This window comes from Rhodospirillaceae bacterium (assembly GCA_040219235.1).
Classification (GTDB): domain Bacteria; phylum Pseudomonadota; class Alphaproteobacteria; order Rhodospirillales; family Rhodospirillaceae; genus WLXB01.
In genome coordinates this window covers 122522-135098 of the sequence record JAVJSV010000007.1, presented here as the reverse complement: position 1 = coordinate 135098, position 12577 = coordinate 122522, and the positions used below count along the sequence as shown (strand labels likewise).

General features: G+C 52.8%; 11 protein-coding genes. 5 read left to right on the top strand and 6 right to left on the bottom strand.

Annotation, left to right across the window (positions count from 1 at the left end; all coding sequences use genetic code 11):
• Nucleotides 1–186: 186 nt before the first annotated feature.
• The gene (locus RIC29_02800; protein ID MEQ8733824.1) at nucleotides 187–1509 is read left to right on the top strand and encodes a mechanosensitive ion channel; all 1323 of its coding nucleotides are present in this window, start codon (nucleotides 187–189) and stop codon (nucleotides 1507–1509) included.
• 19 nt (nucleotides 1510–1528) lie between these two features.
• On the opposite strand, the gene RIC29_02795 is transcribed toward RIC29_02800, so the two are convergent.
• A complete protein-coding gene (locus RIC29_02795; GenBank protein ID MEQ8733823.1) occupies nucleotides 1529–2230 on the bottom strand; it encodes a hypothetical protein in 702 nt (233 codons plus the stop codon).
• A 136-nt stretch (nucleotides 2231–2366) separates the two neighbouring features.
• Here RIC29_02795 and RIC29_02790 point away from each other — a divergent pair, with 136 nt between their 5' ends.
• Nucleotides 2367–3086, top strand: coding sequence for a glutathione S-transferase family protein (locus RIC29_02790; GenBank protein ID MEQ8733822.1), 720 nt, complete (start codon nucleotides 2367–2369; stop codon nucleotides 3084–3086).
• 26 nt (nucleotides 3087–3112) lie between these two features.
• Nucleotides 3113–3763: a glutathione S-transferase family protein gene (locus RIC29_02785; protein ID MEQ8733821.1), complete on the top strand. Its 651-nt coding sequence runs from the start codon at nucleotides 3113–3115 to the stop codon at nucleotides 3761–3763.
• 73 nt (nucleotides 3764–3836) lie between these two features.
• Here the strand turns inward: RIC29_02785 and RIC29_02780 are convergent, their stop codons facing one another.
• The 3 genes from RIC29_02780 to RIC29_02770 all read right to left on the bottom strand — a co-directional run bounded on the left by RIC29_02780 (nucleotide 3837) and on the right by RIC29_02770 (nucleotide 6500).
• Nucleotides 3837–4520 carry an SDR family NAD(P)-dependent oxidoreductase gene (locus RIC29_02780; protein MEQ8733820.1) on the bottom strand — a complete coding sequence of 228 codons (684 nt, stop codon included), beginning with the start codon at nucleotides 4518–4520 and terminating at the stop codon, nucleotides 3837–3839.
• A 24-nt stretch (nucleotides 4521–4544) separates the two neighbouring features.
• Nucleotides 4545–5168, bottom strand: a complete 624-nt coding sequence (locus tag RIC29_02775) for a pyridoxamine 5'-phosphate oxidase family protein (protein ID MEQ8733819.1) — start codon at nucleotides 5166–5168, stop codon at nucleotides 4545–4547.
• 471 nt (nucleotides 5169–5639) lie between these two features.
• On the bottom strand, nucleotides 5640–6500 hold the full coding sequence (locus tag RIC29_02770; GenBank protein MEQ8733818.1) for a hypothetical protein: 861 nt from the start codon (nucleotides 6498–6500) through the stop codon (nucleotides 5640–5642).
• Between the two features lie 123 nt (nucleotides 6501–6623).
• Between RIC29_02770 and RIC29_02765 the strand changes: the two genes are divergently transcribed.
• Nucleotides 6624–7433, top strand: a complete 810-nt coding sequence (locus RIC29_02765; GenBank protein MEQ8733817.1) for a hypothetical protein — start codon at nucleotides 6624–6626, stop codon at nucleotides 7431–7433.
• An 8-nt stretch (nucleotides 7434–7441) separates the two neighbouring features.
• A complete protein-coding gene (locus RIC29_02760) occupies nucleotides 7442–8020 on the top strand; it encodes a hypothetical protein (protein ID MEQ8733816.1) in 579 nt (192 codons plus the stop codon).
• Between the two features lie 116 nt (nucleotides 8021–8136).
• Here the strand turns inward: RIC29_02760 and RIC29_02755 are convergent, their stop codons facing one another.
• Together RIC29_02755 and RIC29_02750 are read right to left on the bottom strand one after the other, a co-directional pair.
• Nucleotides 8137–9858: a cation:proton antiporter gene (locus tag RIC29_02755; GenBank protein ID MEQ8733815.1), complete on the bottom strand. Its 1722-nt coding sequence runs from the start codon at nucleotides 9856–9858 to the stop codon at nucleotides 8137–8139.
• Complete coding sequence (locus tag RIC29_02750; protein MEQ8733814.1) at nucleotides 9845–12577, bottom strand: cation-transporting P-type ATPase; 2733 nt, start codon at nucleotides 12575–12577, stop codon at nucleotides 9845–9847. Before RIC29_02750 ends, RIC29_02755 begins: the two co-directional genes overlap by 14 nt.

The following is a 12577-nucleotide window of genomic DNA, read 5'->3' as shown; positions in this document are numbered from 1 at the left end:
TCAGTAGCCGGATGTCAGTTTACTACATTGAAAACCAACCGGTTCTCACTTCTCCACATCAACATAATCCATGGTTGAATCGACTACGTTAACGCGTTTATTAGTTAATATGATCTGTCTTCCTTTCGAAAACCATGTAAAGCGTGTCACCTCGACTCAGTTGGTCAGGAATGGCAAGTTAATACGATGAAACTCAACGACCTTCTCGAGCCCCAAACATGGATGGTTTTTTACGCCACGTTTGTGGCTTGGTTTGAGCAGGAAGTACTAGCGCTTGAATCGCTTACACAACTTGGCATTCTGCTGACTGCAGCGATCATCGCCTATGCCATACAAAAACCTCTCAAACCGCGCCTGTCAGATAAAATCTCTCAATTGCGCGTCTTCTCACCCTTACGGCGCTTTCTGACAGCGGTTTCCAATCAATTTTTCTCTGTCATCTTTCTCATTATCCTTTGGCTTGCAACCGGTGTTTCGGGCCAAGTCGGCTCCGGATTAGAGACTGATCTTCTCGAGATTATCGCTAGCCTGATGAGTGCGTGGATTATCATCCGCCTGACCTCGGCCTTCATCGCCAATCCCTTTGTTGCCCAATTGGTCGCTGCCCTAGCCTGGACTATCGCTGCCCTAAACATCGTCGGCCTACTCAGCCCAACGATTGACGCACTCGACTCCGTTAGTTTCCCTCTGGGACAAACACGCATTACGATTCTGACCGTCGTCAATGGTATTCTTCTCATGATTGCGCTTCTATGGAGTGCAATGGCCATTAGTAAGCTGGCAGAAAACAGACTTTCTCAGGTTTCCGAAATTACGCCACGCGCCAGAGTACTGATCGGAAAGACCATTCGCTTCGTCGCTATCGTCGTCGCGGTCATAGTTGCGCTGTCCAGCGTCGGGATCAATTTTGCGGCCTTGGCTGTGTTCTCTGGCGCCGTTGGTGTGGGCATTGGGATCGGCTTGCAAAAGCAGGTTTCAAACCTATTGAGCGGCGTCATTCTGCTGCTGGATAAATCCATCAAGCCTGGCGATGTGATTGAGGTGGGCCAGACCTTCGGCTGGGTCAATAAGATGAACGCCCGCTATGTTGGGGTAACCACACGCGACAACAAAGAACTTCTGATTCCCAATGATGATTTTGTCACGCATCAGGTCATCAACTGGTCGCACTCAGCCCGCGAAGTCCGTATGGAAGTGAAGTTTGGCGTGACCTACAAGTGTAAGCCGCGCGAAGTTCGAGAACTGGCCGCAGCCTGCGCCGTTAAAATTGACCGCGTGGTGAAAGACCCTGCACCAGTCTGCCATCTGCTGGAATTCGGTGACAGTTCGGTCAACTTCACCTTGCGGTTCTGGATCCGCGACCCTGAAGGCGGCGTGACCAACGTCAAAGGCCAAGTATTGCTTGAACTGTGGGATGCCCTGGAAGAAAACGGCATCGAAATTCCGTATCCGCAACGGGTTTTGCACATGGCCGCGCCTGAAAAAGAGGCACCTGTTTTAAAAGACTGATTTGGATGTCCCGGTCGACTTAATACTCCGTCTCGTATTCGACTAATTCGTAACGAGAATTTTTGAGAAAACCATCGACCGTAACTTTCACAAAGGTAAAATCCTCCGGCAGGCACCATACGTCTTCGCGCCGGGGCGTGCCATCAGGCTGAGGTTTCAACACAAAGTGATAGTGGTCGACCTTAAAGGTACCGGCAGGAACTGTGATTTTTTCCCGACCGTCATACTGAACAGTGACTTGGCCAACACTTAGAAACGGCCCGCTGGCCCCATTGGGCATAGGAGATGTGGACAACACATTCGTCAGCGTCTGAGGATTCTGACTGTTGCTATGGTCGTATCCCGCACAGTGAAACACATCACAGGTCAACGGATGAACTGTGAGACTGTGCGCGGGACCGTCCAAGCTTATACGCTGGGACGTGCGGCCCAAGGTCGTGTTCAACACTTCGCACTCGGCCTCCGAGCCATCGACCCGCACCCACCCTGTGCCCAAAAACTTGCGGTTCACATGCAGGCGGTTGAAGCAATCTAAGGGCCGCCAGTTCTCATCCATCGTATACGTGACTTCGCGTAGCACTTCCGTATCGTCGATTTCACAATGGGCGCGCAGCGTGCGCTGGCCATCCTCGTGAAAGGTTATGGAAAACCACTCACGGCCGCGCTCCTCGTTATCACCACCAATGTATAAAATTTTACCTCTGACGTTGCGATGATCCATGGCTGTGTGCCCTCCCAGCATAAAACGATAGAGTCTAGAAGACCATGAATGGGGCTCAGAGAACAGACTCCGGGCACGTTATATTCGCCTTAAAATCATCACCACAATGACAGGTGCTTTTTGTTTGGATTTCGATATGATACGCGCCAGCAGGGGCGGTCAACGCCTTGATGCACCGGGGACCCAATTCACTTTAGAGGATGCACTGACCATGAAAGTTTATGGCGCAATTTTATCACCTTACGTCTGCCGTGTAATGCTTGCGCTGCGTTACAAAGGCATCGATCACGAAGTCCTTATGCCTAAGGACGGCATGAAAAGCCCTGAGTATCTGAAGCTCAATCCCCTGGCCAAAATGCCAGCGATCAAAGACGGCGCGACGGTGTTGCCTGAGTCTTCCGTGATTGTGGAATACATTGAAGACAAGCACCCCAAGAAGCCGATCATTCCGGGGACAGCAAAAGGCGCTGCAACAGCGCGCTTAATCGCAACGATTTCAGATCTGTACATTCAAGCGGCCGTTTCGCCGTTATTCAAACAGCGCGATCCCAAAACACGCGATAAAGATGTTGTGAAATCAGCCCTGGCTGACGTGCAACACGGTCTTAGTGTTCTCGATGGCTACCTGGTTGCTGGCGGGCCATGGGCGATGGGCAAACGCTTCACGATCGCCGATTGCTATGCCATGCCAGCCCTGTACTTCGTAAATATGGTGGTTCCACTGTTTGGCGTTAAAGACCCGTTTGCGGAACATAAGAACGTCAAGAAGTACTGGAACAGCCTAAAGCGCGACGCCCTGACCAAGCAGGCGATGAAAGAAATGAACGCCATGGCGAAACAGTTTTTCGGCATTTAGGCCAGGTTTTTGAAGGAATAAACACCATGAAAATCTTTGGAAGCCCCCTGTCCCCGTTCGTCGCACGGCTGATTTTAGCCTGTGATCACAAGGGCATTAAATACACCTGTGAGATGCCAGAAGGCGGTTTGAGAACGCCGGAATATCTGAAGCTGAATCCGTTCGGCAAGATTCCGACAATCAAAGACGGCGCGACAGTTCTGTTTGAATCTGGCGTGATTCTGCCCTACCTGGATGACAAATTTCCAAAAAAGAAAATCATCCCGGCCTCAGCAGCCGCAGCCGGTAAGGCCCGTCTGATCGCAAGCGTCACCGACCAGTATGTGCAGGAACCGGCGTTGGCGCTATTCCGGCAAATCGTCGGGCGTGCGCCGAAAGATAAAGCCGCCGCTGACAAAGCGCTGGCCGATATGGAAGCCGGTCTGGACATCGTCAATGGCTTCATGAAGCCCGGTGGGCCTTGCGCCACTGGGAACAGCTTCACCATCGCGGATTGCTACCTGATCCCGGCTCTGTTGTTTGTGACGGCAGCTGCACCGCTGTTTGGCCTGAAGGACCCCCTCAAGGGCCGCCCAAATGTGAAGAAGTACTGGGCTGCCATGAAAAAGCATCCGTCTGCTCAAACGCATATGGCAGAAACACAAAAAATCATGAAAGCGCGTTTGAAAACCGTTTAAGCGCAACGCATGACACTAAAAGAACGGCGGTTCCGGGTGGGGCCGCCGTTTTTCGTTGGGACGTTTTACGTCCCTAAAAATTTTCCAGCCACGGCCTGATATCCAACTCATGAGTCCAATTAGATTTGGACTGTTTGTAGAGGCCATAATAGGTCTCAGCGATATCATCGGGATCAAGTTTAGAGCCATCATCAGAGGGACCGATCAGACCATCGATGTTGATGTGGGCGACATGAATGCCGTCTGGCCCCAGCTCACGGGCCATCGATTGAGCGAGCGCTCGTAGCGCAAACTTACCCGACGCAAACGCTGAAAATCCTTTGCCACCGCGTAAGGACGCGGTCGCGCCGGTGAACAAAATCGTCCCATGCCCGCGGGCCTGCATCAGCCGGGCAGCGGCGCGACCGCAAAGGAATCCACCTAGGGCCGTGAATTCCCACACAGCCCGGAAACGCGCGGCGGTTTGCTCAACCACAGGGGTCCGCCCGAACCCGCCGCCGGGGTTGTAAACCAAAACCTCGACCGGGCCATGCTGGGCTTCAACATCGCTAAACAGCTTTTCGACAGCAGCTTCATTGGTGGCATCGCACGGATAGGCGATGGCCCCTTCAATGCCCGCCGCAAGCTCTTGTAAACGGTCCGCAGTGCGCGAGACCAGGACCGAGATCATACCGGCCTCGGCAAAACGTTTAGCGGCTGCAGCGCCTAATCCTGGGCCAGCCCCGACGATGATCGCGACCTGTTTTGCATCACTCATAGCAGTTCCTTTTTGGTGTTTGGTTTAGTCTAAAGCGTAAAGATTATTGCGGTTGTCGGCGATCAGCTTATCGACCGCAGCGGCGTCATATCCGGCAACTTGATCGGCCAGAATTTGCCCCATGCTGGGAAAGTCAGAGCGCGCCATATGCTTGTCAGCATTCCACAAATCCGCCCGCCACATCGCACGGGCACAGTGGATGTAAACTTCCTCGACTGTGATCACCAGCACAGACAGGGGCAGCTTGCCGTTGATGGATAACTCTTGCCGCAAGGCAGGATCGGTGGACAAAACGGCTGTGCCGTTGAGGCGCAGGGTTTCATCCATGCCCGGTATCATCAGCATGAGACCAACATGAGGATTGTCGATAATATTCTCGAAACTGTCGAGGCGGTTATTGCCGGGCCAGTCGGGCAGCAGCACGGTGGAGGCATCGCGCACCTTCAGGAAGCCGGGGTCACCGCCTTTAGGCGATGCATCAAGACGGCCACTGTGATCGGACGTAGACAACACGCAAAACGGACTGCGTGCGATAAAAGCAATGCTGTGCGGATCGAGGTGAGACAGCACCTTTTTCACAGCCCCCTCGCCCGGCTGCTTGTAGATAGACCTCAACTCATCTCGGTTGGTGATGGTGTACGCGGGCATGATTTGGCGTCCTTCATTAAACACGACCCCAGTGTGACAATGCCTGATTTCAGGGGCAATGCGCTGGGACCGCGGGAGGCCACTTTTTTACCAAGCACCTCTCCCCCTTGGTTCGAGATTTTCTTGTTGGGGCTCTCCCCTTGGTTCGAGACTTTCTTGTAGGGGCTCTCCCCCTTGGTTCGAGACTTTCTTGTAGGGGCTCTCCCCTTGGTTCGAGACTTTCTTGTAGGGGCTCTCCCCCTTGGTTCGAGACTTTCTTGTAGGGGCTCTCCCCTTGGTTCGAGCCCATGCACGACTGGTTCGGATCAAGCGAGCCCATGCACGTATGATCGTTGGAACGAGCCCATGGACGGCAGTTTCGAGACCCCCTTGGAACGAGCCCATGCACCGATGTATATCCCGGAAAACAGCGATTTGACTTGCAAATAACAATCTAATTTGTTATCATTCCCTCATGATGATCGACAGCCCCTACCCCTCTATCGCGCCCTCAATGTCGGCCAGAATGTCCGGGTGCTGGCCGGCCATAAAGCCACGCCAGGCTGGCGGCATCCCCTCGACCGAGCGGCTCTTGCGGCCAAAGCCCCGCGACACCGAATTGGCGGTGACGCCCTCCATGCCAATCCACGGATGATTGAAGGTGTTGATGTCGTTAAACGTGTGCGTGGCGGTCGCGCTTTTCACCTCCGGGTCCGACACCTCCGAGATGGAACCGTGATAGGTCGACCAATCGTTGACATGGATGGTCATGCCTAAGTCGTTGGGCGTCTCGGCCTTGACCACCAGATCGCCGTTGCACCAGACGTCGTCGTTGATCACCCAGGCGGGGCCGATCTGTTCATTACGACTGACAGCCCCTGAACCGGCCCGCGCCCGCGGCCCCGAGATCACGCCGGTGAGTCCATGGCGGCGAGTCACCCGGGCGACACTCGGCTGTTTCACCGGACGTTTTTCGCCAGTGTAGGGATTATCGAACACTTCAAGGAGTTTTCCGGTTTCTAAATCAGAGTAAAAAATAATGCTGAGCAGCGAAGACTCGTAAGTCCAGTCGTCAACATCGCGGACTTTAAAGATCATGCCCACATGCATGTTCCAGAACGGCGTGAATTCGTAGTCTTTCAGGCCCATCCGCACGGCCTCAATAAACCAAAATACCGGCTTTTCATCAAAACTGAAATTGAGCTTGCGGTGAATGGTATAAAGGTCTTCCGGCTTACTCGGGTCCAGCAGCGTCGCCGCCCGCGCGGGCTTAGCACCGATGATGGTCGGGAAGCCTGCGGCGCTGCTTAACGCGGCACCACCAAGCGCGCCTAATACTGTTCTGCGTTTCATGACATCACCAAAACTTCAGCATTACTACAATGGATAACTTATCGGCTAAGAAAATTACATTTTTACATCAATGACAATTTCTGATTGAATTACAATAAGCCAGTTATCTTAGGGAGCAAGCCTTTGGAACAGATGCCATTACCAGAACCTAAAAAGCTCGAAGAGCGCAAACTGGAACATCTCGACTATGTCACCAGTACAGAAGAGCAGTTTGCTGGAGTCCACAGCATTGTCAGCAATTACTCTGACTTAAAACACCTCATTGATTTGGAAATAGACGTTACAAAATCACAACTCTTTCAATACATCTTTAGAGAATTAGACAAGTATTATCGTGTGAAGAAACTTTGCGAAAGTCTGGAAATAGATTTTCCAAGTGCACGACTAAGAAACGGAAAAGTAATTCCGATTAACTTCATAGATAGTGATTTACAGCAGATGATAGATTTGGGTCATGTTTCAGATGAAGCATCTCAACAGATTTTAGGTCACGCGATAACTATCACCGTTGATTCCGGTCTGCAGCCAACAGTTATGAAAGTTGATGACGCAGATTTAGTCTTTTCGAAAGGCATGGCTGATTCTATCGCTAACATATTTCATCTCTTCGAGCGCAAAAGAGGTGAGTCGATTAATTCACCTCTGGGAAAGTCGGAAGGTGGTGGTCAGCTATCAAACTACCTGGATGGGTCTAATCCAGGGCTAGCCGTAAAGGTGAAAACTAAAAAGTCCGGTCTAGAGATTTTGTATACGTCAGCTGCATTCATTACCCTGAATCAACGTTTTGGGGGAACACTCTCAACACCCGTCGAGTCTTTCCTACCACCCGGGGGGTGGTACTTCGGCGCACTGGAAAACGGCAGTGCAAACATAGTCGAAATTGAACAGCACATTCCTCCTAACTACGAGATAGATATGAAAAAACACTTTTAGGATTCTTTATGACTGACTATGGAATACTAACTGGAATAGTTGATGAAATCGGCTTGGTCATAGGAGCTGGCAGCGCTGTTGTTTTTGCGGTCAAAGGTCGTGCACGTTGGGAACCTAGCGAGGAAGATGTACCAAACGGCCCAATAAAAGTTGCAAGCATTATTACCGGTATTGGCGTTGGCGCGCTTTATGCCATATCAATTAACGAATACGATTACAGCTTTTTCTTTGGCACAATGATTTTTGCTAGCGTCGCACTTTTCATTGGCCTAATGGCTTATACGATATTAATCACCGTATATACATTCGATAAACAAGTGCCCGTATCTGAGAATGAAACCAGGACGATAAAAGTAATTGGTGGCTTTTGGCTTACACAAGACGCCAAAGAAAAACTCCAAAATAATTTTCCCACGACACAAAAATTATTCCATAGCTCAGCGTACGATATGGATATGATCTGGCCACGAGTTTCTAGAGGTTTGACCAAGATCGCTTTTCTGATCGCATACTTCTCTATGATTTTTGGAGGCGGGTTTGGCGTAGCGTCAACGGCAATCATATTGAATGGAGCACCTCAAGGGTAAAAGACGCCACACCTCCTGTTCCTAACAGCGCCATGTTAGTCGCCGTAGTCTGGGCGTCAATTCAGACTTTGCCGGTCACCAGAAACAGCGGGCGCCTGCAAGAGTAACCAGACTCCTCAGGCGGATTCAAACCTATGAAAATGCTCTGCTTTGTCCTGGTTCTCTTTCATCCGCACCACAGCCTGTTCTGCCGCGTCATAAAAGGGCAGCAAGATCAGGGTGGCTCCTTTTTCCTTGAGGATTTCCTGATCGTGAAGGTGCTGCGTCGATATGGCGATTCCGGCACCATACCGCTGCTGCTTCAATCCTTCCAGGAGACTGAGACGAGGGTCTTCATGAGTGACTCCGATATTATGCTGGGGCATGGCAGAAACAATCCACTTGACGCCACGTAAGGGGAGGCTCTCGATAAATGCCGGATCACTCGCGTCTCCATAGACGGCCGCATGACCTTGGGCACGCCAGCGGCGCACCTCATCCGGATTGAAATCAACAGCCAGCAAGCTGAACTCCTGCTGCTGTAAATAATGGGCTAGGGCTTTGCCGTAACGCCCCAATCCAAAGAGGATGACGTCGTATTCCCCTTTGGTCATATGCTGTTGTTCAAGCTTTGCTTCGCGGTAGGGCGTCTTGCGCTCGAACACGCCGAGCCAGGACTCCAGCCTACTATAGAGGCCATGGGAATACGTGATCATATAGACTGATAGGGAAATCGTAATCAGCCCAACCAGAGTCACCAACCCAAGAGACTCTTTGGAGACATGTCCCAACGTGAGTCCCATCGCCATGAAAATAAGCGAGAACTCACTGATCTGCGCGACAGTCAGGCCCGCCAAAAACCCGGTGCGTTTTCGGTACCCCATCAGACCCATAATGATCATCACGATCAGCGGATTGCCGATAAGTACAAAGACAGAGAAGAGTAATGCGGGACCGATTTGTCCGCCGAGCAGGCCAAGATCAAGCTGCGAGCCCAGTGCAATGAAGAAAAACAATAACAGGAAATCGCGCAAGGAGGACAGGCGCGCCACAATCGCCTCGCGGAAAGGTGTGGAGGCCAGCGATATACCAGCGAGCAGACCGCCCAATTCTTTACTGAAGCCGAGCTGGCTGCCAATGGCGGCCAGCAGCGCCGCCCAAGCAATGGCAAAAATAATCAGCAGTTCTTGCGAGTGCGCAACCCGGCTGACCAGCGGTGTCGCCAGGTAGCGAATAAACAGCAGAATAAAGCCCAGCATCATAAGGCCATAGAGCAGAACAGTGCCGATATGCACGAATACCGACCCATCGGCCCCTTCCTGGGCACTTACACCGAAGGCTGACAGGATCATCATCGCCAACACGACGACAAGGTCCTGCACAATTAGAAATCCGATCGCGATCCGGCCATGCAGGGAATCGACTTCCCGTTTATCTGAAAGTAGTTTGACAATAATGATGGTGCTGGAGAAGGTCAGCGCTACGGCGACATAGAGCGAGGTCACTGTATCCAGCCCCAGCGCAAGTCCGATGAGAAAGCCGATCACCGAGGTGAACGTCACTTGCCCTAACCCGGTTGCCAACGCCACAGGACCCAAGGTGCGGATCAGTTTCAAATCCAGCTTGAGGCCGACCAGAAACAGCAACACAGCAATGCCCAGCTCAGCCAGCAGCTCAATATGCTCGTGCGATTTTACAATCCCAAGGACGGACGGTCCGGCCAGCACACCAACCGCGATGAAGCTCACGATCATCGGCTGACGCAGCAGCAACCCAACGGAACCAATGATGGCGGCTAAGGCAATGAGTGCCGTCAACTCATAAAACGGCGAGGCGTGCAGGAAGCTAAGATCGGGCATGATCATGCGTCACTTGTTGTGATACCCGAAGACGAATCTGCTTTTCGGTTTCGATAATCGCAAAAAGCGCCACTCCGACACCGACAATCAGCATACCGTCCAGGAACGGGATGGGCTCTGTGACAAATACAGTCTGCAAGAGCGGGAGGTACGTAATGGCGAACTGCGCAACAGTAATAACAATGACCACCGTCCAGATCATCTTGGTCCCGCGCACCGCCTTCCATGTTAGCGAGGTGCCGTAGATATTCCGAATAAAGAACAGGTGGAATATTTCCATCACCACCAGCGTGTTGAGCGCAATGGTGCGGGCGAGCTCTATTGAATAGCCCCGGTCAACGGCATAGTGATACATGCCGAACACGCCGCAAAGGAACAGCAGCGACACCAGCACAATATGCCAGACCAACCCGCCGGTGAGCAGCGGTTCATCACGCGGGCGTGGCGGACGGCGCATGGTGCTTTCTTCCGTCGGCTCAAATGCAAGCGCGATGCCAAGTGTTACAGCAGTAATCAGATTGACCCATAGAATCTGGACAGGTGTTATTGGCAGCGTCATCCCAGCCAGCAACGCCACGATGATGGTCATCGCTTCGCCCGCATTGGTGGGAAGCGTCCAGCTGATGACTTTCTTGATGTTGTCGTAAACGGTGCGGCCTTCGCGCACTGCAGCGGCAATGGAAACAAAATTGTCATCCGCCAGCACCAGTTCCGCCGCTTCCTTGGCTGCCTCACTGCCTTTCATACCCATGGCGATGCCCGCATCGGCGCGCTTCAGGGCGGGTGCGTCATTCACACCATCCCCAGTCATCGCCACCGTCATACCATGCGATTGCAATGCCATAACCAACCGCAACTTATGTTCCGGGCTGGTCCGGGCGAAGATGTCACACTCCAGAACAGTCTGACGCAGCGCGGCGTCATCCATGCCGTCTAGATCGCGCCCGGTCAGGACCTGCTCTGGGTTTTTCAAGCCAATTTGCTTTGCAATGGCAGCGGCCGTTTTCGCATGATCGCCTGTAATCATTTTCACACGGATGCCTGCGCCATGGCACTCATCGACTGCCGCAATCGCCTCCGCACGCGGCGGGTCGATCATCCCCGTCATGCCCAGTAAGGTGAGTGTGCCTTCAACATCGCCAAGTTCGAGCACCGTATGTTCCGATTGCACCGGCCTCAAGGCAAAGGCGAGCACGCGTTGTCCGAGCGCGGCAATAGCCTCGGCTTTCCCATGCCAGTAATCAATATTCAACGCTTCCGTCTTTCCATCCATGCCGCGCTGCCCCTGGCACATGGCGAGTATCTGTTCTGGTGCGCCTTTAACGAACACGAACGCATGGCGTTCATGGTTATGATTCAGTGTCGCCATGAAGCGGTGCTTGGCATCGAATGGAATGGCGTCGGTGCGAGTCCACGCTGTTTGTGTCTTGCGGACATCTACATCCATTTTTCCCGCAAAGGCGAGGAGCGCCCCTTCCATCGGGTCGCCTTCTACCGTCCATACGCCCTCATGCGCGCGCAAGAACGCATCGTTGCAGAGCGCCGCCGCACGGGCGAGTTCCTCCAGCACGGCGTGGTCGGACGGTGACACATGCGCATCTTCCAGCTTGAGCAGCCCTTTGGGTGTATATCCGTCGCCTTCCAGGGCAAAGAGATGCTGACTGGTAAGCACGGAAGCCACCATCATCTCGTTGCGTGTGAGCGTACCGGTTTTGTCAGTGCAGATAACAGAAACCGAACCCAGCGTTTCAATTGCGGGCAAACGCCGGACGATGGCGTTGCGTCGCGCCATGGCCTGGACGCCGATTGCCAATGTAATGGTTAGTACAGCGGGCAGCCCTTCAGGGATCGCAGCGACTGATAGTCCGACCACCGCCATGAACATTTCCGCAAAATCGTGATGACCGACAAAATAGCCATATACCAATAACAGCGCCGCAATCAGCAGGATGAGGATGGTCAGCCATTTGGCGAAAATTCCCATCTGCGCCACCAGCGGCGTGGTTAACGTTTCAACTTCTGAAAGCAGTCCGCTGATACGCCCGATCTCGGTTTGGCTACCGGTGCCAACAACAACCCCTTTACCCTGGCCGGTTGTTACCAGAGTGCCGGAAAAGGCCATGCACGAACGATCGCCTAAGGCAGCTTCCCCGGAAACCGGCTTTGTATGTTTTTCAACCGGCACGGACTCGCCGGTCAGAATAGCCTCCTGCACCGACATCCCATGCGCGGTTAGAAGGCGCAGATCGGCGGGTACTTTGTCTCCCGCTTCAAGTAAGACAATATCACCAGGAACGAGCGCATCGCCTTCTATGCTTTGTCTTTCCCCATCGCGGAACACATTGGCGCGGGGCGCCAGCATATGGCGGATCGCGTCCATCGCCTTTTCCGCCTTGCCTTCCTGAATGAAGCCGATGAGGGCATTGGCGACAACCACGGCCAGGATCACGCCAGTGTCAATCCAGTGATCGAGCATCGCTGTAATCACAGCGGAACCAAGTAGCACGTAGATTAGAACATGATGAAAATGCTGCAAAAAACGTATAAAGCCATTGCGTCGGGCGGCTTCTGGCAGGCGATTAGGACCATAATCCGCCAGCAGCATCTTTGCTTCGGCATGAGAGAGACCCTCCGCTGAAGCATTCAGCCGCTCTAAAACATTCTCAGTTGATAATGTGTGCCATAAATTCTCAGTACGATCCGGGCCCGACTTTTCCAT

Coding starts and splice junctions, on each gene's coding strand:
- RIC29_02780 (MEQ8733820.1), bottom strand. CDS start 4,520: ATGAGTGATGCAAAACAGGTCGCGATCATCGTCGGGGCTGGCCCAGGA.
- RIC29_02800 (MEQ8733824.1), top strand. CDS start 187: ATGAAACTCAACGACCTTCTCGAGCCCCAAACATGGATGGTTTTTTAC.
- RIC29_02795 (MEQ8733823.1), bottom strand. CDS start 2,230: ATGGATCATCGCAACGTCAGAGGTAAAATTTTATACATTGGTGGTGAT.
- RIC29_02785 (MEQ8733821.1), top strand. CDS start 3,113: ATGAAAATCTTTGGAAGCCCCCTGTCCCCGTTCGTCGCACGGCTGATT.
- RIC29_02750 (MEQ8733814.1), bottom strand. CDS start 12,577: ATGGAAAAGTCGGGCCCGGATCGTACTGAGAATTTATGGCACACATTA.
- RIC29_02775 (MEQ8733819.1), bottom strand. CDS start 5,168: ATGCCCGCGTACACCATCACCAACCGAGATGAGTTGAGGTCTATCTAC.
- RIC29_02770 (MEQ8733818.1), bottom strand. CDS start 6,500: ATGAAACGCAGAACAGTATTAGGCGCGCTTGGTGGTGCCGCGTTAAGC.
- RIC29_02760 (MEQ8733816.1), top strand. CDS start 7,442: ATGACTGACTATGGAATACTAACTGGAATAGTTGATGAAATCGGCTTG.
- RIC29_02790 (MEQ8733822.1), top strand. CDS start 2,367: ATGATACGCGCCAGCAGGGGCGGTCAACGCCTTGATGCACCGGGGACC.
- RIC29_02755 (MEQ8733815.1), bottom strand. CDS start 9,858: ATGCCCGATCTTAGCTTCCTGCACGCCTCGCCGTTTTATGAGTTGACG.